Source organism: Streptomyces musisoli, assembly GCF_016741855.1.
GTDB lineage: Bacteria > Actinomycetota > Actinomycetes > Streptomycetales > Streptomycetaceae > Streptomyces > Streptomyces musisoli.
Genome location: NZ_JAERRH010000003.1, coordinates 826869 through 847957 on the forward strand (window position 1 = coordinate 826869; position 21089 = coordinate 847957).

Annotated in this window: 24 protein-coding genes, 1 tRNA gene and 1 riboswitch; of the genes, 11 read left to right on the forward strand and 14 right to left on the reverse strand. The window is 71.2% G+C overall.

From position 1 onward, the window contains the following. Positions 1–70: 70 nt before the first annotated feature. The gene (gene rdgB, locus JK361_RS11925; protein WP_201815743.1) at positions 71–673 is read left to right on the forward strand and encodes an RdgB/HAM1 family non-canonical purine NTP pyrophosphatase; all 603 of its coding nucleotides are present in this window, start codon (positions 71–73) and stop codon (positions 671–673) included. A gap of 56 nt (positions 674–729) precedes the next feature. On the opposite strand, the gene JK361_RS11930 is transcribed toward rdgB, so the two are convergent. The 4 genes from JK361_RS11930 to bcp form a co-directional block, all read right to left on the reverse strand. After that, a tRNA-Leu gene (locus JK361_RS11930) sits at positions 730–805 on the reverse strand. A gap of 15 nt (positions 806–820) precedes the next feature. Further along, on the reverse strand, positions 821–1477 hold the full coding sequence (locus tag JK361_RS11935; protein ID WP_372448704.1) for an HNH endonuclease: 657 nt from the start codon (positions 1475–1477) through the stop codon (positions 821–823). 8 nt (positions 1478–1485) lie between these two features. Beyond that, positions 1486–2148 (reverse strand): HNH endonuclease signature motif containing protein, encoded by a 663-nt coding sequence (locus JK361_RS11940; protein ID WP_201815747.1) that lies wholly within the window; start codon positions 2146–2148, stop codon positions 1486–1488. Positions 2149–2288: 140 nt separating this feature from the next. Further along, complete coding sequence (gene bcp / locus JK361_RS11945) at positions 2289–2756, reverse strand: thioredoxin-dependent thiol peroxidase (protein WP_201815749.1); 468 nt, start codon at positions 2754–2756, stop codon at positions 2289–2291. Positions 2757–2849: 93 nt separating this feature from the next. Between bcp and JK361_RS11950 the strand changes: the two genes are divergently transcribed. The 3 genes from JK361_RS11950 to sugE all read left to right on the forward strand — a co-directional run bounded on the left by JK361_RS11950 (position 2850) and on the right by sugE (position 4168). After that, positions 2850–3179, forward strand: a complete 330-nt coding sequence (locus JK361_RS11950) for a DUF3618 domain-containing protein (protein WP_201815751.1) — start codon at positions 2850–2852, stop codon at positions 3177–3179. A gap of 22 nt (positions 3180–3201) precedes the next feature. Next, positions 3202–3561, forward strand: coding sequence for a GroES family chaperonin (locus JK361_RS11955; RefSeq protein ID WP_201815753.1), 360 nt, complete (start codon positions 3202–3204; stop codon positions 3559–3561). Between the two features lie 187 nt (positions 3562–3748). Further along, a riboswitch (guanidine-III (ykkC-III) riboswitch) is annotated at positions 3749–3811 on the forward strand. A gap of 36 nt (positions 3812–3847) precedes the next feature. Next, positions 3848–4168 carry a quaternary ammonium compound efflux SMR transporter SugE gene (sugE, locus tag JK361_RS11960; RefSeq protein ID WP_201815755.1) on the forward strand — a complete coding sequence of 107 codons (321 nt, stop codon included), beginning with the start codon at positions 3848–3850 and terminating at the stop codon, positions 4166–4168. A gap of 128 nt (positions 4169–4296) precedes the next feature. On the opposite strand, the gene JK361_RS11965 is transcribed toward sugE, so the two are convergent. Further along, positions 4297–7515: a transglycosylase domain-containing protein gene (locus JK361_RS11965; protein ID WP_307787244.1), complete on the reverse strand. Its 3219-nt coding sequence runs from the start codon at positions 7513–7515 to the stop codon at positions 4297–4299. Between the two features lie 1139 nt (positions 7516–8654). Here JK361_RS11965 and JK361_RS11970 point away from each other — a divergent pair. From JK361_RS11970 to JK361_RS11985, 4 genes are read left to right on the forward strand one after another with little or no spacing between them, the layout of a single operon-like run. Further along, positions 8655–9455: an ABC transporter permease gene (locus JK361_RS11970; protein WP_201815761.1), complete on the forward strand. Its 801-nt coding sequence runs from the start codon at positions 8655–8657 to the stop codon at positions 9453–9455. Next, positions 9448–10296, forward strand: a complete 849-nt coding sequence (locus JK361_RS11975; protein ID WP_307787245.1) for an ABC transporter permease — start codon at positions 9448–9450, stop codon at positions 10294–10296. The genes JK361_RS11970 and JK361_RS11975 overlap by 8 nt, the downstream gene beginning before the upstream one ends. 1 nt (position 10297) lies before the next feature. Further along, positions 10298–11260: an ABC transporter ATP-binding protein gene (locus JK361_RS11980; RefSeq protein WP_201815765.1), complete on the forward strand. Its 963-nt coding sequence runs from the start codon at positions 10298–10300 to the stop codon at positions 11258–11260. A 9-nt stretch (positions 11261–11269) separates the two neighbouring features. Beyond that, positions 11270–12013: a DUF1707 SHOCT-like domain-containing protein gene (locus JK361_RS11985; protein ID WP_201815767.1), complete on the forward strand. Its 744-nt coding sequence runs from the start codon at positions 11270–11272 to the stop codon at positions 12011–12013. A gap of 68 nt (positions 12014–12081) precedes the next feature. Here JK361_RS11985 and JK361_RS11990 read toward each other — a convergent pair whose 3' ends face one another. From JK361_RS11990 to JK361_RS12000, 3 genes are all read right to left on the reverse strand, one after another. Then, entirely contained in the window at positions 12082–12489 is a 408-nt protein-coding gene (locus tag JK361_RS11990) for a prefoldin domain-containing protein (protein WP_201815770.1), read from the reverse strand. Positions 12490–12605: 116 nt separating this feature from the next. Further along, a complete protein-coding gene (rph, locus tag JK361_RS11995; protein WP_201815771.1) occupies positions 12606–13340 on the reverse strand; it encodes a ribonuclease PH in 735 nt (244 codons plus the stop codon). A gap of 77 nt (positions 13341–13417) precedes the next feature. Further along, positions 13418–13651, reverse strand: coding sequence for a PTS sugar transporter subunit IIB (locus JK361_RS12000; protein WP_184958313.1), 234 nt, complete (start codon positions 13649–13651; stop codon positions 13418–13420). 187 nt (positions 13652–13838) lie between these two features. On the opposite strand from JK361_RS12000, the gene JK361_RS12005 reads away from it, so the two are divergent. Both JK361_RS12005 and JK361_RS12010 read left to right on the forward strand, forming a co-directional pair. After that, on the forward strand, positions 13839–15149 hold the full coding sequence (locus tag JK361_RS12005; protein WP_201815772.1) for a PTS transporter subunit EIIC: 1311 nt from the start codon (positions 13839–13841) through the stop codon (positions 15147–15149). 181 nt (positions 15150–15330) lie between these two features. Further along, complete coding sequence (locus JK361_RS12010; protein ID WP_201815775.1) at positions 15331–16596, forward strand: PTS transporter subunit EIIC; 1266 nt, start codon at positions 15331–15333, stop codon at positions 16594–16596. Between the two features lie 160 nt (positions 16597–16756). Here JK361_RS12010 and JK361_RS12015 read toward each other — a convergent pair whose 3' ends face one another. Further along, a complete protein-coding gene (locus tag JK361_RS12015; RefSeq protein WP_201815777.1) occupies positions 16757–17509 on the reverse strand; it encodes an MBL fold metallo-hydrolase in 753 nt (250 codons plus the stop codon). Between the two features lie 236 nt (positions 17510–17745). On the opposite strand from JK361_RS12015, the gene JK361_RS12020 reads away from it, so the two are divergent. Further along, positions 17746–18204, forward strand: a complete 459-nt coding sequence (locus JK361_RS12020; protein ID WP_201815781.1) for a type II toxin-antitoxin system PemK/MazF family toxin — start codon at positions 17746–17748, stop codon at positions 18202–18204. A gap of 71 nt (positions 18205–18275) precedes the next feature. Here the strand turns inward: JK361_RS12020 and JK361_RS12025 are convergent, their stop codons facing one another. From JK361_RS12025 to JK361_RS12040, 5 genes are all read right to left on the reverse strand, one after another. Further along, positions 18276–18722: a hypothetical protein gene (locus JK361_RS12025; protein ID WP_201815783.1), complete on the reverse strand. Its 447-nt coding sequence runs from the start codon at positions 18720–18722 to the stop codon at positions 18276–18278. Positions 18723–18968: 246 nt separating this feature from the next. Next, on the reverse strand, positions 18969–19919 hold the full coding sequence (locus JK361_RS12030; RefSeq protein WP_201815788.1) for a PLP-dependent cysteine synthase family protein: 951 nt from the start codon (positions 19917–19919) through the stop codon (positions 18969–18971). Between the two features lie 17 nt (positions 19920–19936). Continuing rightward, positions 19937–20215: a MoaD/ThiS family protein gene (locus JK361_RS12035; RefSeq protein ID WP_201815790.1), complete on the reverse strand. Its 279-nt coding sequence runs from the start codon at positions 20213–20215 to the stop codon at positions 19937–19939. A 116-nt stretch (positions 20216–20331) separates the two neighbouring features. Then, entirely contained in the window at positions 20332–20427 is a 96-nt protein-coding gene (locus tag JK361_RS42615; RefSeq protein ID WP_311318800.1) for a putative leader peptide, read from the reverse strand. A gap of 140 nt (positions 20428–20567) precedes the next feature. After that, positions 20568–20990 carry a M67 family metallopeptidase gene (locus JK361_RS12040; protein WP_201815792.1) on the reverse strand — a complete coding sequence of 141 codons (423 nt, stop codon included), beginning with the start codon at positions 20988–20990 and terminating at the stop codon, positions 20568–20570. Between the last annotated feature and the right edge of the window lie 99 nt (positions 20991–21089).

A 21089-nucleotide genomic window follows, 5' to 3' on the forward strand; every position in this document is an offset into this window, starting at 1 on the left:
GGACGGGGGCGTGGGGTGGTGGCTCGGGGCAGGCGGGGGCTTGGGCTGGTGGCGAGGAATACTGGCGGACATGACCCGCTTGATCCTCGCCACCCGCAACGCCGGAAAGATCACCGAGCTGAGGGCGATCCTCGCCGAGGCCGGACTGCCGCACGAACTGATCGGCGCCGACGCCTTCCCCGAGATCCCCGACGTCAAGGAAACCGGCGTCACCTTCGCCGAGAACGCCCTCCTCAAGGCCCACGCCCTCGCCCAGGCCACCGGCCTTCCCGCCGTCGCCGACGACTCCGGCCTCTGCGTCGACGTGCTGAACGGCGCCCCCGGCATCTTCTCCGCCCGCTGGGCCGGCCGCCACGGCGACGACAAGGCCAACCTCGACCTGCTGCTCGCCCAGCTCTCCGACATCGCGGAGGAGCACCGGGGCGCCCACTTCGCCTGCGCGGCGGCGCTCGCCCTGCCGGACGGCACGGAACGGGTGGTGGAGGGCCGACTGCTCGGCACCCTGCGGCACGCCCCCGCGGGCACGAACGGCTTCGGCTACGACCCGGTCCTCCAGCCGGAGAACGAGACGCGGACGTGCGCGGAGCTGAGCCCCGAGGAGAAGAACGCGATCAGCCACCGGGGGAAGGCGTTCCGGGCACTGGTGCCGGTGGTACGGGAGCTGTTGGGCTGAACCTCACAGAAAGCCCCCGCGCCTTTGAAAGCAAGGTGCGGGGGCTCTTTCGCTTGTGGGCCCGGTGGGACTCGAACCCACGACACACCGGACCTAAACCGGCGCCCTCTTGGCCAGCTGGGGTACGGGCCCTCAACCTCGCCTACTCTACTGGGCGCCGCGCACCACTCGTCGACCTCCTCGGCACCAGGTGCTGGTGATCGCGTGGCAGTTGGGGCAGAGCAGGCGCAGATTCTCCTGCCTGTTGTCGCGCCAGTCACCGTTGACGTGATCGACTTCCAGCGTCATGGGCTTCCCCAGCCACTCCCCACCGACTCCGCAGCCGGCGCACTTCTCAGGCACCCCGATGGCATGAAGCGCTCGTCGGAGCAGCACGGTTTTCGTCCGGTTCTCGCCCTCGTGCTTGACCAGGATGTCCTCGGCCCGCTTGGCAGTCGTGCTCGGCCTGCCCCGCTGATGGGCCTGTCCCAAGAAGTGCGAGGTGTCGAGTCCGTCGTCTGCCACCCACTGGTGGAACAGCGTTCGGAGCTGACCGCTACAGGGTTTGCCAAGGATCCGGAGAGCACCCGCGATGGAGGTTGCGTCTTCGACTGCACGCCGCAGCACTTCAGGGTCCGGCTTGGGAGGCGGTCCACCAGTCCGCCTGCGTGGGAAATGTGAGACGTCGATACCGAAATACTCGAAGCGCTTGTAGAGGTGTCGGCGCAGGTTGCGATAGGGACGTACGCCTAAGAAGGCGATGACCTCGTCGATGTCTGCACATTGCGCGGCTGCTTGGGCCAACCGTTCACGGGTGTACCGCACTCCGCTGTTCATTCGGCACCCGCCCGAGTCCGCCGCTTGCCCCGTCCTCGGTAGGTGTCCGTCGTCGAGTGGCAGTTGGGACAGAGGAACCGCAGGTTCTCGACGCGGTTGTTCCGCCAGTTGCCGTCGATGTGGTCCACCTCCAACGGCAGCGGTTCGCCGAGCCACACCGGCTCGATACCGCACCGGGCGCAGCGTTCTTCCACTCCCACCTCGCCCATGGCCCTTTTGAGTCGCTGCCGCGGGATGCGGGGAGCGTGCGCCGAGGTGTCCTCGACAAGGATCTCCCCGGCGGTTCGGCGCCGCCGGTTGTCCCTCATCCGCTCGGTTCGGACCACAGCCGTGAAGTGCGAGGTGTCGATTCCGTGCGCCTTGATCCGTCGGGCGATGTTGGTCTGGTGACCGCCCACGGGGTCGAGGCCCAGTCGGCGTACGACCTCGTTGACGCTCGCGGATACCGCGACGACCGGCTCAAGAATCTCCCTGGTCCACTTCACCCCCTCCCGCTCGAAGTGCGACACGTCCACACCGAGCTTCTTCATCCGCTCGAGCACGTACCGCCGTGTCGGGCTCCTCGGGTCCACCCCCAGTCTCTCCAGCGCCTCCGACAGCGTTCGCGCTCCGTGTGCCGCCGTCTCCAGGCGTTCCTTCGTGTACGCGCCGGCCCCCATCGAGCCCCTCCGTTCCGGGCATGCGTTCGCGGCCCGTACGGAGTAACGAACCGTTTATCGGACAGTCACGGTCGGGGGTACGAGAACGGCCCGCGCCGGGTCGTTCCGGTGCGGGCCGTCGGCAGTCGGTGCGGGGTGGGTCAGATGCCCAGGTCCTTGATGATCTTGGCCACGTGGCCCGTCGCGCGGACGTTGTACAGGGCGCGCTCGACCTTGCCCTCCTCGTCCACGATGATCGTGGAGCGGATGACGCCCATGTAGGTCTTGCCGTAGTTCTTCTTCTCGCCGTAGGCGGCGAAGGCCTCGGTGACCTTCTTGTCGGGGTCGGCGAGGAGGGTGACCTTGAGGGACTCCTTCTCGCGGAACTTCGCGAGCTTCTCCGGCGCGTCCGGCGAGATGCCGATGACGTCGTAGCCGGCGGAGGCCAGGACCTCCAGGTTGTCGGTGAAGTCGCAGGCCTGCTTGGTGCAGCCGGGGGTCAGGGCGGCCGGGTAGAAGTAGACGATGACCTTGCGGCCCTTGTGGTCCGCCAGGGACACCTGGTTGCCGTCGGCGTCGGGCAGGGTGAACGCGGGGGCAACGTCCCCGGGCTGGAGTCGCTCGCTCATCGGACTAGCGTAACCGGGGGGCCTTGCGGTGCGGCGCGGCGATGAGCTGACAGACTGTTCGGAACAGCATCAGCAGACTTCGGAGGCCGTACGGTGGCGGACACGTCGGACACCAGAACCCCGGCGCAGATCGAGGCGGACATCAAGCGCCGCCGTGAAGTGCTGGCCGAGACGCTCGACGAGATCGGGGTGCGGGTGCATCCGAAGACCATCGTCGGGGATGCGAAGGCCAAGGTCGTCGCCAATGTCGATCACACGCTCGGGCGGGCTTATGTGCAGGTCAACCGGGTGGTGAGTGATGTCCGGGCGCGGTTTGTGGATGACGAGGGGGCGCCTCGGCTGGAGCGGATCGTGCCCGCCGCGCTCGTCGTCGTGGGGGTCGTGGGGCTGCTCGCCCTCGGGGCCCGGCGGCGCAGGGACTGACCGGGACAGGTAGGTTCACAGCGTGAGCGCCAAGAGAAACGAGCACAGCACCCCCCACCACGACAAGCTGCCGATCCGGATGCTGCACGACCGGGTTCTCGTGCGGCAGGAGACCGGTGAGGGCGAACGGCGGTCGGGGGGCGGCATTCTGATTCCCGCCACCGCGGCGGTCGGGCGGCGGCTGGCCTGGGCCGAGGTCGTCGCGGTCGGCCAGAACGTACGTACGGTGGAGCCGGGCGACCGTGTCCTGTACGACCCGGAGGACCGGGCGGAGGTCGAGGTGCGGGGTGTGGCGTACGTGCTCATGCGCGAGCGTGATCTGCACGCCGTCGCCGCGGACCGGTTCGAGGGGTCGGAGGACTCCACGGGCCTGTACCTCTGACGCGGGGCGGTCCGCGCGCAGCGTCGGCGTGGCGTCGTCGTAGCGATCGACGGTGTGGCGTAGGCGTGGCGACCGACGGTGTGGCGTAGGCGTGGCGACCGACGGTGTGGCGTCGGCGTAGCGACAGGCAGAGCGATGGCGAAGAGGGCCGGTGACGATGGTCACCGGCCCTCTTCGGCGTGGCTTTGTTATGTTCGGAGGGAACCCGACGAGACGCGCCGTACCGGGTCGAAGGCAAAGACGACGCACCCCGGAGAAGAGTCGTCACGTCTCGGAGGTGCCTGTCATGGCCTGGGTTCTGCTCGTCGTCGCCGGTCTGCTGGAGGTCGGCTGGTCGATCGGGATGAAGTACAGCGAGGGTTTCACCCGGCTGGTCCCGAGTCTGTTCACCGGCGTCGGCATCGTCGCCAGCATGGCCTTGCTGTCGTACGCCGCGAAGTCCCTGCCCATCGGTACGGCGTACGGCGTGTGGGTGGGCATCGGTGCGGCCGGTGCGGCGGTGCTCGGCATGGTGGTGCTGGGTGAGCCTGTCACCGCCGCCCGGATCTTCTTCGTGTGTCTGCTGCTGGTCGCCGTGGTGGGGCTGAAGGCGACCAGCGGCCACTGAGCCCCGGCGATCACTGAGCCCTGGCGATCACTGGGACCCGGCGGTCGCTGAGCCCGGCGACCGCCGGGTCCCAGCGGTCAGTGGTCGCTGGGTCCCGGCGGTCACTGCGTGATCGCGTCACCGTGGCGTCAGGTGCCGGGGCCGCCTCCGGTGCCCTCGACCGTGCCGGTGGTGCCGCCGGCGTCGGTGCCGCCGCCCGGGGTGCCGCCGCCGGTCGTCGGGCCGCCGCCGGTCGTGTCGCCGCCGGTGGTGGTGCCGCCCCCGTCGGTGGTCGGGCCGCCGCCGGTCGTGTCGCCGCCGGTGGTGGTGGTGCCGCCCCCGTCGGTGGTGGCACCGCCGCCCGTCGTCGCGCCGCCGCCCGTGGTGGGACCACCGCCGGTGGTCGCGCCTCCGCCGGTGGTCGCGCCGCCGTCGGTGCTCGGGCTGGCGGTCGCGCCGCCGGTGTCCGGGCCGCCGTCGGTGGTGGTGCCGCCGGTGTCCTGGCCGGCGTCGGTGCCGGGCTCGGGCGTGCCGGTGGCGGGGGGTTCCTGGATCTGGTCGGCGCCCTGCTGGAGCTGGAGGTCGAACTCGGTGGCCGCCTTGCCCTTGAGCGCGTCGCGCGTGTACTGGGCCCAGATCTCGGTGGGCGGGCCGCCGCCGTTCATGCGGGGCTGGCCGAGGGCGTTGTACAGCGGCATGTGCTTGGCGGTCACCGGGTCCTGGCCCATGACGGAGACCACCGTGGCCAGGTCGGGGGTGTAGCCGGCGAACCAGGCGGCGGTGTCGCTCTCGGCGGTGCCGGTCTTGCCGGCCGCCGGGCGGCCGGCGTTCAGCGCGGCGGTGGCGGTGCCGGTCTGGACCACGCTCTGCAGGACGGAGGTGGTGGTGTCGGCGGCTTCCCGGCTGACGGCCTGCTTGTCCGGCTGCTCGGGCAGGCGGATGTCGTCCCTGCCGTCCTTGGTGATCTTCTCGACCAGCGTGTACGCGCCGTGCTTGCCGTGGTTGGCGAGCGTGGCGTAGGCCTCCGCCATCTCCAGGACGCTGGCGTTGGCGGTGCCGAGGGCCATGGACGGGGACGGGTAGAGGTCCGGGGTGTCGGCGGGGATGCCGAGGCCGATCGCGGTCTGCTTGACCTTCTCGGGGCCGACGTCGGCGGCCATCTGCGCGTACACCGAGTTCACCGACAGGTCGGTGGCCTTGCGGACGGTGATGGGGCCGTAGGACCGCTGGTCCTCGTTCTCCGGGCCGTACGGTGCGCCGCTCCAGCCCTGGACGACCCGCTTGTTGGTGCCGTCGTAGATGGTGTTCGGGGTGATCGTGCGGCCGTCCTGGGTGGTCGAGCCGTTCTCCACGGCGGAGGTGAACACGAACGGCTTGAACGTGGAGCCGACCTGGAAGTCACCGCGGGTCGCGCCGTTGGTGTACTGCTTCACGTAGTCGATGCCGCCGTACATGGCGACGACCTTGCCGGTCTTGGGGTCGACGGAGGCGCCGCCGGCCCGGACGTAGGTGTCGGCCTTGCGGTTCTTCTTGTCCAGCTTGGAGATCAGCTGGTCGTCGACCGCCTTGACGAAGGCGTCCTGCCTGTCCTTCTGGATGGTGGTGGTGATGCGGTAGCCGCCGAGCTTGAGGTGGTCGGCGTCGATGATGTTGTTGCTGGTGAGGTACTGCTTGACCGCTTCGACGAGGTAGCCGCGCTGGCCGGACATGCCGGTGGAGATCGTCTGCTCCTTCGGCATGGGGAACTTCATGCCGGTGCGCTCGGACTCGTCGAGCCAGCCCTTCTTGACCATGCCGTCCAGGACGTAGTTCCAGCGGGCGACGGCCGCCTTCTTGTTCTCCGGGTGGGCGACGACGTCGTACTCGCTGGGCGCGTTGACGAGCGCGGCGAGGTAGGCGGCGCGGGCCGGGTCGAGGTCGGCGGCGTCCTTGCCGTAGTAGGCCTGGGCGGCGGACTGGATGCCGTAGGCGTTGCGGCCGAAGTAGCTGGTGTTGAGGTAGCCCTCGAAGATCTCGTCCTTGGACTTGTTCTGGTCGAGCTTGATCGCGATGAAGAATTCCTTGGCCTTGCGGGTGACCGTCTGTTCCTGGGCCAGGTAGTAGTTCTTCACGTACTGCTGGGTGATCGTCGAGCCGGACTGCTTGCCCTTGCCGGTGGCGGTGTTCCAGCCGGCGCGGATCATCGCCTTGGGGTCGACGGCGGACTCGGTGTAGAAGTCGCGGTCCTCGGCGGCGAGTACGGCGTGCTGGGCGGCCTTGGAGACCTGGGCGAGGCTGACGTTCTCGCGGTTGACGTCGCCGTCGCGGGCGAGCTGCGAGCCGTCGGCGTAGAGGTAGACGTTGCTCTGCATGGTCGCGAACGCGTTGGCCGGCGGGATCTTGACCATCGAGTAGCCGAGGAAGAAGAGGCCGATGATCAGCAGTACGCCGACGAAGAAGGTGCCGAGGAGCATGCGCCAGGTCGGGATGATCCGCCGCCATCCGGTGCGCTTGGGCCGCTTGCCCTTCTTGGTCTTCTTGCCCTTGCCTGCGGCGGATCCGCCGTCGGCGGCGGCGAGGGCGGTCGTCTTGTTGGCACCGGCGTCCGGGCGCGCGCCGGCACCGGATCCGGCACGGGCACCGGCGGCACGGGCCGCGGTGGCACCGGCCGCGGCACCGGCGGCGGTCGCACCGGCCGCGGCACCGCCGGCGGTGGCACCGGCTCGGGCGGCGGCGCTGCCGGCCTGGGCGGCGGCTCCTGCGGCGGCTCCGGCCTTGCCGGCCTGGGCGCCGGCTCCGGCCGCGGCGACGGCGGCGGCACCAGCGGCACCGGCGGCGCCCGCCGCGCGGGCGGCGCGGGCGGCTCGTGCGGCGGCCGGGGAGGACGGGGCGGCGGCACCGGTGCCGGCCGCGTCGGCGGCGTTGGCGGCCTGGGCGGCGTGGTTCCGGCCCCCGGGGCGGGGCGCGTCGCGGCGGGGAGTACGGCCGGTGGGGTTCGGTTCCGCCGGGGAGGCCGTCGTGCTCTTGTCCCCGGCTGGGCCCGGCTCGCCCGCGCGGGGTGCGCCGACCCGCCGGAGGACCTGGGTGGTCTCGGGCGCCTGCTCGGGCCCGGAACCTCGGGAAGCGCCGGCGGGCTTTCCGGAACCGCGGGATGGACCACCCGCGCCCCCCTGCCCACCACCGGCACCCGCGCCGACACCGGAAGCGTTGCCGACACCGGCCGCGCTGCCGGTACCCGGCGCGGCACCGGCCGCCTTGCCGGCTCCCCGGGCGGCACCGGCCGCCGTACCGGACTGGGCCTGTCGGCCCGGCTTGCCGGTCCCGGCCGAGGGCGCGGTTCCGTCCGCGGGTGTCCGGGGACCCGGGGGCGGGGTGATGCGCCGAAGCACCTGAGTGCTCTCGGCCGACGGAGTCCCGTCGGACCCGGCCGGGCCCTCGGAGGCGGCCGGGCCCTCGGAGGCGGCCGGCTTCCTGGGTCCGGGGGTCTTCCCGGAGGCGGATGCACCGCCGGAGCCCGGGGCGCCACCGGCACCCGAAGCACCACCGGGACCCGAAGCAGCATCGGGACCCGAAGCACCGCCGGACACCCGGCCGCCGCTGGAACCCGGAGCACGACCGGACGCCGAAGACGCGCCCGGTGCCGAAGACCCGGCGGACGCTGAAGACGCGCCGGACGCCGAAGACGCGCCGGACGCCGAAGACGCGGGGGTCCCCGCCGGGTCCGCCGGGTCCTTCTGTTCCGTGCGGGCGCCGCGGGCCGCCTGGCGGGCGCGGGCCATGGAAGCCGTCCGGTCCGGCGCCGCCGAGCCCGGGCGGCCCGAGCCGTCCGCGGACGGCGAGCCGGACCGTGCGGTGCCTTCGCCGGACGTGGAGGCCGTACGTGCGGTGTCGGCCTGAGGGGCGCGGCCCCCCGTGCCGTTCCCGGGTGTGGCCGGACCACTCTTCCGGGTGCCGTCGGCTTCCCCGGCCCGAGAGCCACGGGTGCCGTCGGATTCCCCGGCGCGGGGGCCGCGGGTGCCGTCGGCGGGGCGCTCGCCGCTCTGCGGCTTCCCGGCGCCCGCGGCCCGCACGGCTCCCGGTGCCCGGTCGGCGGTCTCGGACCGGTCGGTGGTTTCAAGCCGGGCGGTGTCGGGCCTGGTGGCGCGCCGAGCGTCCCCTTCCCGGTCGGCCGCCGGCTCCCGCCGGGGTCGCTCGGGTCGGCTCTCAGGCTGATCGGCGGCCGTCTCCGCGCGGCCCCCCGGGTTCCCGGGCCCATCAGCCGGCAGCGGCTTTTCCGGCGCGGCGCCTTCGTTCGGCTGCTGCGGCTGCGGCTCGTCGCTCATGTCGTGCACGGACTCCTGTTTTCGCGTCGTACGTTCCTGTACGCCTCGTACGCTTCTGCGCTCCCCCTGCTTGAAGACTCTCGCACCCGGCGTTCCGTTCCCGGATTCCGGCATGCTTCCGGCCGGAAAACGCGTGGCCGGCCGCCGGGCCTCCGGACTAGGCTCCTGCGCTTCGGTGTCGAGCGTGTCCGAGGAGGTCGACTGACGTGGGCGCGGGACGGTTGTACGCGGCCGTCGCGGCAGGGGGGTTCAGACGGTACGCGACCTACCGGGCCGCCACTGCGGCAGGGGTCTTCACGAACACGGTCTTCGGGCTGATCCTCGTGTACACGTACCGCGCTCTGTGGGACGAGAAGCCGCATCTCGGGGGGTACGACCAGGCACAGGCCATGACCTATGTCTGGCTCGGGCAGGCCTTTTTGTCGACGCTCGCCATCGGAGGCGGCGGTTTCGAGGACGAGTTGATGGAGCGCATCCGTACGGGGGACGTGGCCATCGACCTGTACCGGCCGGCCGACCTTCAGCTGTGGTGGCTGGCGGCGGACCTGGGCCGGGCGTTCTTCCAGTTCCTGGGCCGGGGGCTGATTCCGTTCGTGTTCGGCGCGCTGTGCTTCCCGCTGTATCTGCCGGCCGACGCCGGGACGTGGGTCGCGTTCCTCGTCGCCGTGGCCCTGGCGATGCTGGTCGGTTTCGGCATCCGCTACCTGGTGGCGCTGAGCGCGTTCTGGCTGCTGGACGGCACGGGTGTGATGCAGATGGCGTGGCTGGCGGGGTTCTTCTGCTCGGGGATGCTGCTGCCGCTGAATGTGTTCCCGGGCACACTGGGCGAGGTCGTCCGGGTCCTGCCGTGGTCCTCGCTGCTCCAGGCTCCGGCGGACATCCTGCTCGGGCACGGGGATCCGCTGCCCACGTATCTCCGCCAGGCGGCCTGGGCGGCGGCGCTGCTGGGTGCCGGGCGGCTGGTGCAGTCGGCGGCGACGCGGCGGGTGGTGGTGCAGGGTGGCTGAGGGGAGCCCGGTGGCGCCGTGGACGCGGAGGGGCCGGCTGGCCGAGGGGTTGCGGACGTACCGGCTGGTCGCGGGGATGTGGGTGCGGTCCACGATGGCGTATCGCGCGTCGTTCGCGATGACCGCGTTCGGGAACTTCGCGGCGACCTTCCTCGACTTCGCAGCGATCATGCTGATGTTCTCCCGGGTGGACGCGCTGGGCGGCTATCCGCTGTCCGAGGTGGCGTTCCTGTACGGGCTGTCCGCGGTCTCCTTCGGGTTGACGGACCTGGGGATCGGGTCGATGGACCGGCTGGGCCGGCGGGTTCGGGACGGCACGCTGGACACGCTGCTGGTGCGGCCGGCGCCGGTGCTGGCGCAGGTGGCGGCGGACCGGTTCGCGCTGCGGCGGCTGGGCCGGGTGACGCAGGGGGCGTTGGTGCTGGGCTGGTCGCTGACCCGGGTGGACATCGACTGGACGGCGGACCGGCTGCTGCTGATGCCGGTGATGGTGGTGAGCGGCTGCGGGATCTTCTGCGCGGTGTTCGTGGCCGGGGCGGCGTTCCAGTTCGTGGCGCAGGACGCCTCGGAGGTGCAGAACGCGTTCACGTACGGCGGTACGACGCTGTTGCAGTATCCGCCGACGGTGTTCGCGAAGGAGCTGGTGCGCGGGGTGACGTTCGTGCTGCCGCTGGCCTTCGTCAACTGGCTGCCCGCGACGTATGTGCTGGGGCGGCCGTACCCGCTGGGGCTGCCGCGGTGGCTGGCGTGGGCTCCGCCGCTGGTGGCGGTGGGGTGCTGTGCGCTGGCGGGGCTGGCCTGGCGGGCGGGACTTCGTTCGTACCGCAGTACAGGGAGCTAGCGTGGGTGAGTTCATCGCACTGGAGCAGGTCGAGAAGGTCTTCGAGGTGCGCAGGAAGGCGGGGTTCCTCAGGCGGGAGCGGCGTGAGGTGCGGGCGGTGGACTCGCTCTCGTTCACGGTGGCGCGTGGGGAGATGGTGGGGTACATCGGGCCGAACGGCGCGGGGAAGTCGACCACGATCAAGATGCTGACCGGGATCCTGACGCCGAGCGGTGGGCGGCTGCGGGTGGCGGGCATCGATCCGGCGCGGGAGCGGGCGCGGCTGGCGCACCGGATCGGGGTGGTGTTCGGGCAGCGGACCACGCTGTGGTGGGATCTGCCGTTGATCGACTCGTACCGGCTGGCGCACCGTATGTACCGGATCCCGGACGCCCGTTACCGGGAGAACCTGGGCCGTCTGGTGGAACTGCTGGAGCTGGGCGAGTTGCTGGACGTGCCGGTGCGGCAGCTGTCGCTGGGGCAGCGGATGCGCGGGGACATCGCGGCGGCGCTGCTGCACGATCCGGACGTGCTGTACCTGGACGAGCCGACGATCGGCCTGGACGTGGTGTCGAAGGCCAAGGTCCGGGAGTTCCTGCGGGAGTTGAACGCCGAGCGGGGCACGACGGTGTTGCTGACCACGCACGATCTGCAGGACATCGAGCAGTTGTGCTCGCGGGTGATGGTGATCGACCACGGGCGGCTGGTGTACGACGGCCCGCTGGCGGGGCTGCACGAGGCCGGGGAGAGTGAACGGACGCTGGTGGTGGACCTGGAGCGGGAGCTGCCGCCGGTGGAGGCGCCGGGGGCGCGGGTGGTGCGGGTGGAGGGGCCGCGGCAGTGGCTGGCGTTCCCGGCGGGGCGGTCGGCGGCGCCGGTCGTCGCGCATCTGGCGGCCCGGTATCCGCTGGTGGACCTGTCGGTGCGGGAGCCGGACATCGAGGCCGTCATCGCCAGGATGTACGCCGAGAGGGCGGTCTCGTAGGCTGCTGGCATGAGCGACGACGCAGCCCCGGACCTCCGGGCGTCCGACGCCGACCGTGAGCGGGTCGCCGAGGTTCTGCGGGACGCCCTGGCCGAGGGCCGGCTCGACATGGACGAGTTCGAGGAGCGGCTGGAGTCGGCCTACGCGGCGCGGACGTACGGGGAGCTGGCGCCGTTGACGCGGGATCTGCCGGCGGCCGGGGCGCCGTCCCCGCTCGCCGCGGTGTCCTTCGTGAAGGAGCCGGTGCGGGACGGGAGTTGGGCGGGGCGGATCACCGGTGGTGAGGGGTCCTCGACGGGCGCGGTGGCGATCCTGTCGGGGTTCGAGCGCCGGGGCCGCTGGACGGTGCCGAAGCGGTTCTCCTGCCTCGCCTTCATGGGCGGCGGTGAACTGGACCTGCGGGAGGCGGACTTCGCGGACCGTGAGGTGGAGATCAACTGCGTGGCCGTGATGGGCGGTGTGCAGGTGATCGTCCCGCCGGGGGTCGAGGTGGTCGTCCGCGGCATCGGTGTGATGGGCGGGTTCGAGCACCCGAGGGACGACGGGCCGGCCGAGCCGGGTGCCCCGCGAGTGGTCATCGGCGGTTTCGCGTTCTGGGGCGGGGTGGGCGTGGAACGCAAGCTCCCGCGCGCGGAACGGCGGCGCCTGAAGGAACAGCGCCGCCAGGAGCAGCTGGAGCGCCGGGCGGAACGGCACGAGCTGCACCGGGCGCGGCGGGAGGAGCGGGAGCGGCGTCGCGGCGGGGGTCGCTGAGGGCGCCCGGAGGGGGCGCGGGGACCGCGTACCCGGTCACGGCCGCCCCCGGCCGCGCGGGGTGCCCGCTACGACGTGCAGACCTTGGTCAGTTCGCCCGCCGCGTCCGTGACCGGGCTGACGTCGGGGGTCCGGTCGCCGTCCTGGATGGCGGTACGGACGTTGTCCACGGCTTCGGTCAGGTTGTCCACGGCCTTGTTGACGTCGGCGTCGTCCGTCTTGTCGCCGATGGTCCGCAGGTTCTTCTCGATGGAGTCGAGCGAGGCGTCGGCCTGGGAGGGGTCGTTCGCGGCGTTCTCGACGGCCTGCTGGAGGTCGGTGACGCTGTCGGCGATGGTGTCGGCGGTCTGTACGCAGTCCAGCGCCTTGTCCACGGCGTCACAGCCGGTGGTCAGGCCGGCGGTGAGTACGACGGTGGCCACGGCGGCGGCGATGGCGGTGACCCGGCCCCGGCGTGGTCGGCGGCTGGCGGACATCGTGGATTCCCCTCCCCTGGGACGACTGACCGGGCGCACGCGAGTGAGCCGTGCGCCCGTACCCAGAGGGACGTCGGAGGGGCCCGGCGGGTTGCCCCCGGGCCTTGAGGAATTCTTTACGCGTTCGTGGCCGCGAGTGCCGCCTGCTGGATCGCGGTCAGTTCGGTGCAGCCGGTGACGGCGAGGTCGAGCAGGGCGTTCAGCTCGTCGCGGGCGAAGGGCTCGGCCTCGGCGGTGCCCTGGACCTCGACGAAGCGGCCGTCGCCGGTGCAGACGACGTTCATGTCGGTGTCGGCGCGCACGTCCTCCTCGTAGCAGAGGTCGAGGAGCGGGACGCCGCCGACGATGCCGACGGAGACGGCGCTCACGGTGCCGGTGAGCGGCTGCCGGCCGGCCTTGATCAGCTTCTTGCCCTGGGCCCAGGCGACGGCGTCGGCGAGTGCGACGTAGGCGCCGGTGATGGCGGCGGTGCGGGTGCCGCCGTCGGCCTGGAGGACGTCGCAGTCGAGGACGATGGTGTTCTCGCCGAGCGCCTTGTAGTCGATGACGGCGCGCAGGGAGCGGCCGATGAGCCGGGAGATCTCGTGGGTCCGGCCGCCGATCTTGCCCTTGACGGACTCGCGGTCGCCGCGGGTGTTGGTGGCGCGGGGGAGCATGGCGTACTCGGCGGTGACCCAGCCCTCGCCGCTGCCCTTGCGCCAGCGCGGGACGCCTTCGGTGACGGAGGCGGTGCAGAAGACCTTGGTGTCGCCGAAGGAGATGAGGACGGAGCCCTCGGCGTGCTTGCTCCACCCGCGCTGGATGGTGACGGGGCGGAGCTGTTCGGGGGTACGGCCGTCGATGCGAGACATGGGAGGGAGCCTAGCCGGAGATGCGGAAGGGGCTCCTCCCGTCTCGGGAAGAGCCCCTTGCCGGTGAGCGCGTGGGCTCACATCATGTCTTCGATCTCCGCGGCGATCGGGTCGGCGTCGGTGCCGATGACGACCTGGATGGCGGTGCCCATCTTGACGACGCCGTGGGCGCCGGCGGCCTTCAGGGCGGTCTCGTCGACCAGCTCGGGGTCGGACACCTCGGTGCGCAGCCGGGTGATGCAGCCCTCGATCTCCTCGATGTTGTCGATGCCGCCGAGCCCGGCGACGATCTTCTCAGCCTTGCTGGCCATGTTCCTTCTCCCTGCTCCGAACCGCTTTGTCGCAGTAACCCACAGTTGGCCCATCTTCGCGAGCGGTCATGCCGTCCGTGCCGAATGATGGCGATCACGACAGCGGAACCGTCCGCCGACTGGTCTACACCACCGTGGGGAAGGTCGCCAAACCGCGTCCCGGTCGGGCGGCCCGGAAAGGACGCCCATGAGCGCCGAGAGCGCGGTAAGCCCCGCCCGGGCCCGCTGGAACCAGCTGTTCCAGGGCTTGCAGAAGATGGGGCGGAGCCTTCAGCTGCCCATCGCGGTGCTGCCGGCGGCGGGCATCCTCAACCGGCTCGGCCAGCCCGACGTCTTCGGGGACGACGGGCTGGGCTGGACCGACGTCTCGAAGGTGATGAAGGGTGCGGGCGGCGCGCTGCTCGACGGCTCCCTCGGCCTGCCCCTGCTGTTCTGCGTGGGCGTGGCGATCGGCATGGCACGGAAGGCGGACGGCTCGACCGCGCTCGCGGCGGTGGCGGGTTTCCTCGTCTACTACACCGTCCTGCGCCAGTTCCCCGAGCAGTGCCCGGGCGGCTCCACGGCGGTCCGGGACGTCGGCTGCCAGGTCGTCGTCGACACAGGGCCCGACATGCTGACACCGTTCACCTTCCAGAACCCGGGCGTCTTCGGCGGCATCGTCCTGGGGCTGCTGACTGCCTTCTTCTGGGCCCGGTACCACCGCACCAGGCTGGTGGACTGGCTGGGCTTCTTCAACGGGCGCCGGCTGGTGCCGATCATCATGTCGTTCGTCGCCATCGTCTTCGCGGTGCTGTGCCTGTGGGTGTGGCCGCCGGTCGGCGGCGCCCTGGAGAGCTTCAGCCAGTGGCTGCGGGAGGCGGGATCCTGGGGCGCGGGCGTCTTCGGTGTCGCGAACCGCGCGCTGCTGGTGGTGGGCCTGCACCAGTTCCTGAACGTGCCGATCTGGTTCCAGTTCGGCACCTACGTCAAGCCCGACGGCACGGTGGTGCACGGCGACATCAACATGTTCCTCCAGGGCGACCCGAACGCCGGCCAGTTCACCTCGGGCTTCTTCCCGATCATGATGTTCGCGCTGCCGGCCGCCGCGTTGGCCATGACGCACTGCGCCCGGCCGGAGCGCCGCAAGGAGGTCGGCGGTCTGATGCTGTCGGTCGCGCTGACCTCGTTCGTCACGGGCATCACCGAGCCGCTCGAGTACTCGTTCCTGTTCATCGCGCCCGCCCTGTACGCCGTCCACGCCGTGCTCACGGGTGTATCGATGGCGGTGACCTGGGCGCTCGGGGTGCACGACGGCTTCAGCTTCTCCGCGGGTCTGATCGACTACGTCATCAACTGGAACCTGGCGACGAGACCGTGGGCGATCATCCCGATCGGGCTGTGCTTCGCGGCCGTGTACTACGTCGTCTTCCGCGTCGCGATCACCCGGTTCGACCTGAAGACGCCGGGGCGGGAGCCGCGGGAGGTGGCGGAGGAGATGGAGCGGGACAACGTGAAGTGAGGCACCGCTCTCCCGGCCGCGCGGGTGAGCACGCGCCGTAGCGCCGTGGTAGCGGATTCGTGGGTTCCTTATCCCTCCTTCATCGTGCTACAACAGGTCTACACCACTGGTGGTGTAGACCAGAGACGCTGCCGTCCCCTTCCTTGGTTCCCGGGCGGCGCCTTGCCCGATGGAGGAAGTTGTGACCACGGCCAGCGCCGCTCCCGCGGCCCAGAAGAAGAAGGGCGCGGGCGCGATGGCTGTACTCCAGCGCATCGGCCGCAGCCTGATGCTGCCGGTGGCCGTACTGCCGGCCGCCGCCCTCCTCGTGCGCCTCGGCAACCCCGACATGCTGGGCCGCCCTTCCTTCCCGGCGTTCCTGACGAAGATCGCGTCCTTCATGGCGGCCGGCGGCAACGCGATCCTCGACAACATGGCACTGCTGTTCGCCGTGGGCATCGCGATCGGCTTCGCGAAGAAGGCGGACGGCTCGACCGCCCTCGCGGCGGTCACCGGCTACCTGGTCTTCAAGAACGTCCTCGCCACGTTCACCGACAAGAACCTGCCCAAGGTGGCGGCCGTCGTCGACGGCAAGATCGTCATGCAGAACGCCCCCGTGGACGCGAAGGTCCTCGGCGGTGTGGTGATGGGCATAGTCGTGGCCCTGCTGTACCAGCGCTTCTACCGCACCAAGCTGCCCGACTGGGCGGGCTTCTTCGGCGGCCGTCGTCTCGTCCCGATCCTGTCGGCCTTCGCCGGCCTGGTCATCGGCATCGTCTTCGGCTACATCTGGCCGGTCCTCGGCACCGGTCTGCACAACTTCGGCGAATGGCTGGTCAAGTCGGGCGCGGTCGGCGCGGGCATCTTCGGTGTGGCCAACCGTGCGCTGATCCCGATCGGCATGCACCACCTGCTCAACTCGTTCCCCTGGTTCCAGGCCGGCGAGTACCACGGCAAGAGCGGTGACATCGGGCGCTTCCTGGCCGGGGACCCGCACGCCGGCCAGTTCATGACCGGCTTCTTCCCCATCATGATGTTCGCCCTCCCGGCCGCCTGCCTGGCCATCGTCCACTGCGCCCGCCCCGAGCGCCGCAAGGTCGTCGGCGGCATGATGTTCTCGCTGGCCCTGACGTCCTTCGTCACCGGTGTCACCGAGCCCATCGAGTTCACCTTCATGTTCATCGCGCCGGTGCTCTACGCCATCCATGCGGTCCTCACCGGTGTCTCCATGGCGCTGACCTGGGCGCTGGGCATGAAGGACGGCTTCGGCTTCTCGGCGGGCGCCGTCGACTTCGGCCTGAACCTGGGCATCGCCAGCAACCCGTGGGGCCTGGTCCTGGTCGGCCTGTGCTTCGCGGCGGCCTACTACGTGATCTTCCGCTTCGCGATCACCAAGTTCAATCTGCCCACCCCGGGCCGTGAGTCCGACGAGGAGCTCGCGGAACTGCAGAAGGCCGAGGCGAAGTAGTCCGGCCCGAAGCCGCCGAAGGCCCCGGAACCGCCTGGTTCCGGGGCCTTTCCCGTGCCGGGTGCCGGATCTCGTCACCGGCCGGAGCCGGACCTCGTCACCTGCCGGGGGGCAGATCTCGTCACCTGCCGGGGGGCAGATCTCGTACGTCTGCCGGGGATCAGATCTCGTACGTCTGCCGCGGCGCGGCCAGTTCCACCGGGCCGTCGAACGCCTCCCGGGCGTCCCGCAGGTTGACCTGGGTGTCCGTCCACGGCGGGATGTGGGTGAGGACCAGGCGGCGGGCGCCCGCCCGGGCCGCCGTCTCACCCGCCTCGCGACCGTTGAGGTGCAGGTCGGGAATGCTCTCCTTGCCGTGCGTGAACGCGGCCTCGCACAGGAACAGGTCGGCGTCCCGGGCCAGCTCGTCCAGCGCCTCGGTCACGCCCGTGTCCCCGGAGTACGTCAGGGACTTCCCGCCGTGCTCGATGCGGATGCCGTAGGCCTCCACGGGGTGGCGGACCCGCTCGGTGTGCACGGTGAACGGGCCGATCTCGAACGTGGACGGCTTGACCGTGTGGAAGTCGAAGACCTCGCTCATGGAGGAGGCGGAGGGGGTGTCCCCGTAGGCCGTGGTCAGGCGGTGCTCGGTGCCCTCGGGCCCGTAGACCGGGACGGGGGCGCACCGGCCGCCGTCGTGGCGGTAGTAGCGCGCCACGAAGTAGGCGCACATGTCGATGCAGTGATCGGCGTGCAGATGGCTGAGGAAGATCGCGTCGAGGTCGTAGAGACCGCAGTGGCGCTGCAGCTCGCCGAGGGCGCCGTTGCCCATGTCGAGAAGCAGCCGGAAGCCGTCGGCCTCGACGAGGTAGCTCGAACAGGCCGATTCCGCGGACGGGAACGACCCAGAGCAGCCGACGACGGTGAGCTTCATGAAGCAGAAACCTCCGTTGGCGGGAAACCGGTGGGCGGGACACGGCCACTCGGGATTGAGGGCTGTCGGGGGTCGTGCGGTCCGTCGAGCGTAAGGCGCGAAAGCACGGGTCGCTCCTCCGCCAGGGGCCGTTGTGGGCGAACTCACCTGTGCTGTCACCGGTTCGGCTGGACCAGGGGCGCACAAGGATCTGAAGAGGGCGCGCGATGTTCGACGCGCGCCGGTAACGTCGTCGTATGGACACGTCATGGTGGCTGGCGCTCGCTGCGGTGGTGCTGCTCGCGCTGGTCGCCACGCTCGTCGACGGCTGGGGCCGCGGTCGCCGGCCCGCCGGCCGGCGGCTGAGGCCACCGGGCCGGCCGGGTACCCGCGGGACGCACGCTGAGCGGCCGTCCCCCGGGGACATCTGGTGGGCGAACGTCCCGTACGAGGACCGGGCCGGTGTGAAGGACCGGCCGTGCCTGGTGCTGGCCGTGCGCGGCGACCGGGCCACGGTCGCGAAGATCACCAGCAAGTACCACGACGAACGCAGCGGGGTGATCCCGCTGCCGCCCGGCGCGGTCGGCGACGCCCAGGGACGGCCCAGCTTCCTGGAGACCGACGAGCTGCGCGAGGTGCCGGTGGACGGCTTCCGGCGCCGGGTGGGCGTGGTCGACCCGGTCCTGTGGGACCAGGTACGGCATCTGGCCGGCTGACGCCCCTCGTCCGGATCAGGCCGGGCTCGCAGGCCCTGGCACCATGCCCCGCCGCACTGTCGTGGTACGCCTCAGCCCACCCGGACGGTGACCGTCCACTCCTCGATGCCCTCGCAGGACACCTGGCCCGGCGCGGTGGGCTCGGCGCACAGCGGCCGGGACGAGGCGAGCTTCACGGTCCCGGCGGCCACGGCCTGGTAGGCGGCCGTGGCGTCACCCGGCAGGAGCACGAAGCCCGCGTTGATGGCCTTCAGTCCCGTGCCGCTCGCGGTGACGGGCTTCCAGGGGCGGGCCTTGGTGCCGTCGAGGGTGAGCCGGACCTCGCCGCCCTTGCTCACGCAGACGGCCCGGCCGTGGTCGGCGGCCTTCAGCTCCACGTGGGAGGCGCAGCCGGCGGTGGAGCGGGCGGGGGACGGCGGCTCCGATGCCTTGCCGCTGCTCCCGGTGTCCTCCTGGGAGCCGCAGCCCGCGAGGAGCAGGGCTGCCGCCGCGAGGGCGAGGGGCGTCGTACGGCGCATGGGGGGACCGCCTTTCTGCCGTTCGCCGCCGGGTCGGCCCGGCGGCCTGGTGCAGATGTGACGTACCACCGCCGCGATCGGATCCCCCGCCGGACACACCACCGGCTCCCGGCCGGACGCTCCCGTGGCTCCCCGCCGGACGCTCCCGTGGCTCCTAGCCGGACGCTCCGGTGGATCCACCGGAGGGGCTGTCCGGCGGTTCGCGTCGTCGCCGTCGAAGGGCGGCGGGAATCGCCGGACCGGCCCTCAGGCCCAGAGCTGGCCCTGGAGGGTCTCGATGGCCTCCTCCGTGGTGGCCGCCGTGTAGACACCGGTGGAGAGGTACTTCCAGCCGCCGTCGGCCACGACGAAGACGATGTCGGCGCTCTCGCCCGCCGCGACGGCCTTCCTGCCCACGCCGATCGCCGCGTGCAGGGCGGCACCGGTGGAGACGCCCGCGAAGATCCCCTCCTGCTGCAGGAGTTCGCGGGTGCGGGTGACCGCGTCGGCCGAGCCGACCGAGAAGCGGGTGGTCAGCACGGAGGCGTCGTACAGCTCGGGGACGAAGCCCTCGTCGAGGTTCCGGAGCCCGTAGACCAGGTCGTCGTAGCGCGGTTCGGCGGCCACGATCCGCACGTCCGGCTTGTGCTCGCGCAGGAAGCGGCCGACGCCCATGAGGGTGCCGGTGGTGCCGAGGCCCGCCACGAAGTGGGTGACCGAGGGGAGGTCGGCGAGGATCTCCGGGCCGGTGGTCGCGTAGTGGGCGCCCGCGTTGTCCGGGTTGCCGTACTGGTAGAGCATCACCCAGTCGGGGTGCTCGGCGGCCAGCTCCTTGGCCACGCGCACGGCGGTGTTGGAGCCGCCGGCGGCCGGCGAGGAGATGATCTCGGCGCCCCACATGCCGAGCAGGTCCCGGCGCTCCTGCGAGGTGTTCTCCGGCATCACGCACACCATCCGGTAGCCCTTGAGCTTGGCCGCCATGGCGAGGGAGATGCCGGTGTTGCCGGAGGTGGGCTCCAGGATGGTGCAGCCCGGGGTGAGCCGGCCGTCCTTCTCCGCCTGCTCGATCATGTGCAGGGCGGGACGGTCCTTGACCGAGCCGGTGGGGTTGCGGTCCTCCAGCTTGGCCCAGATGCGGACGTCGGGGGACGGCGACAGCCGCGGCAGGCGCACCAAGGGGGTGTTGCCCACCGCGGCCAGCGGGGAGTCGTAGCGCATCGCTGCTCAGCGGCCGATCAGCGCATGCCGCCGGCCACGGCCGGCAGGATCGTCACGTTGTCGCCGTCGGTCAGCTTGGTGTCGATGCCGTCCAGGAAGCGGACGTCCTCGTCGTTGAGGTAGACGTTGACGAAGCGGCGCAGCTGGTCGCCCTCCACGATGCGGGCCCGGATGCCCGCGTGCCGGGTGTCGAGGTCGGCGAACAGGTCGGCGAGGGTGCTCCCGCTGCCCTCCACCGCCTTCTGACCGTCGGTGTACGTGCGGAGGATGGTCGGGATGCGGACCTCGATGGCCATGGTTGCGGGCTCCTGTCGGAAGGGTTCGTCGATTCGGTGTGCGTGCCTGGGTTCCCCCAGGCGTTCGGCACTGGGGGGAGCGCCGCGGCTCACGGCCGTACGGCGGAGGAAAAACGTCAACAGATGGCGCTGTTCAGCCTGCACAGGTCGACGTGCAGCCGCGCCACGAGCAGCATGCCCGGCGTCTTGTCGCTCACGTCGTTCAGAACCATGCGCTCATCGTATCGATTCCCCGTCCGGCTCCCGGAGTGTGATTCCACATGACGGACGGAAACTGTCCGGTGAACGAGATGCCTGCCGTTCCCCCCGGAGGCTGCGGCACCCGGAACTTCGCGGTCACCCGTCCTGAGGGTCAGTAGGCCTCCACGACCTTCACTTCCTCCTCGGTGACCTCGCCTTCCACGATCCGGAAGGAACGGAACTGGAAGTCGCCCAGTCCGTCGGTGTCCGCGGTGGAGACCAGGACGTAGTGGGCGGCGGGCTCGTTCGCGTAGGAGATGTCCGTGCGCGAGGGGTAGGCCTCGGTCGCCGTGTGGGAGTGGTAGACGACCACCGGCTCCTCGTCGCGGTCGTCCATCTCGCGGTAGAGCTTGAGCAGGTCACCCGAGTCGAACTCGTAGAACGTGGGCGACATGGCCGCGTTCAGCATCGGGATGAAGCGCTCGGGGCGGTCCGAGCCGGCCGGGCCGGCGACGACGCCGCACGCCTCGTCGGGGTGGTCCTTGCGCGCGTGGGCCACGATCTGGTCGACGAGTGCCTGGGTGATGGTCAGCATGGGGCTCAGGATAAGCAGACGGGCCGTCCCGTACCGAGGGTCGGTACGGGACGGCCCGCATGGTGGACGTCCTGAGCGGCGGCCGCCGGGGGCGCCACG

Excerpts from the sequence above, each read along its gene's own strand:
- rdgB (WP_201815743.1), top strand. The coding sequence starts at position 71 with ATGACCCGCTTGATCCTCGCCACCCGCAACGCCGGAAAGATCACCGAG.
- JK361_RS11940 (WP_201815747.1), bottom strand. The coding sequence starts at position 2,148 with ATGGGGGCCGGCGCGTACACGAAGGAACGCCTGGAGACGGCGGCACAC.
- bcp (WP_201815749.1), bottom strand. The coding sequence starts at position 2,756 with ATGAGCGAGCGACTCCAGCCCGGGGACGTTGCCCCCGCGTTCACCCTG.
- sugE (WP_201815755.1), top strand. The coding sequence starts at position 3,848 with ATGGCCTGGGTTCTGCTCGTCGTCGCCGGTCTGCTGGAGGTCGGCTGG.
- JK361_RS11985 (WP_201815767.1), top strand. The coding sequence starts at position 11,270 with ATGAGCGACGACGCAGCCCCGGACCTCCGGGCGTCCGACGCCGACCGT.
- JK361_RS11990 (WP_201815770.1), bottom strand. The coding sequence starts at position 12,489 with ATGTCCGCCAGCCGCCGACCACGCCGGGGCCGGGTCACCGCCATCGCC.
- rph (WP_201815771.1), bottom strand. The coding sequence starts at position 13,340 with ATGTCTCGCATCGACGGCCGTACCCCCGAACAGCTCCGCCCCGTCACC.
- JK361_RS12000 (WP_184958313.1), bottom strand. The coding sequence starts at position 13,651 with ATGGCCAGCAAGGCTGAGAAGATCGTCGCCGGGCTCGGCGGCATCGAC.
- JK361_RS12005 (WP_201815772.1), top strand. The coding sequence starts at position 13,839 with ATGAGCGCCGAGAGCGCGGTAAGCCCCGCCCGGGCCCGCTGGAACCAG.
- JK361_RS12015 (WP_201815777.1), bottom strand. The coding sequence starts at position 17,509 with ATGAAGCTCACCGTCGTCGGCTGCTCTGGGTCGTTCCCGTCCGCGGAA.
- JK361_RS12020 (WP_201815781.1), top strand. The coding sequence starts at position 17,746 with ATGGACACGTCATGGTGGCTGGCGCTCGCTGCGGTGGTGCTGCTCGCG.
- JK361_RS12025 (WP_201815783.1), bottom strand. The coding sequence starts at position 18,722 with ATGCGCCGTACGACGCCCCTCGCCCTCGCGGCGGCAGCCCTGCTCCTC.
- JK361_RS12030 (WP_201815788.1), bottom strand. The coding sequence starts at position 19,919 with ATGCGCTACGACTCCCCGCTGGCCGCGGTGGGCAACACCCCCTTGGTG.
- JK361_RS12035 (WP_201815790.1), bottom strand. The coding sequence starts at position 20,215 with ATGGCCATCGAGGTCCGCATCCCGACCATCCTCCGCACGTACACCGAC.
- JK361_RS42615 (WP_311318800.1), bottom strand. The coding sequence starts at position 20,427 with ATGGTTCTGAACGACGTGAGCGACAAGACGCCGGGCATGCTGCTCGTG.
- JK361_RS12040 (WP_201815792.1), bottom strand. The coding sequence starts at position 20,990 with ATGCTGACCATCACCCAGGCACTCGTCGACCAGATCGTGGCCCACGCG.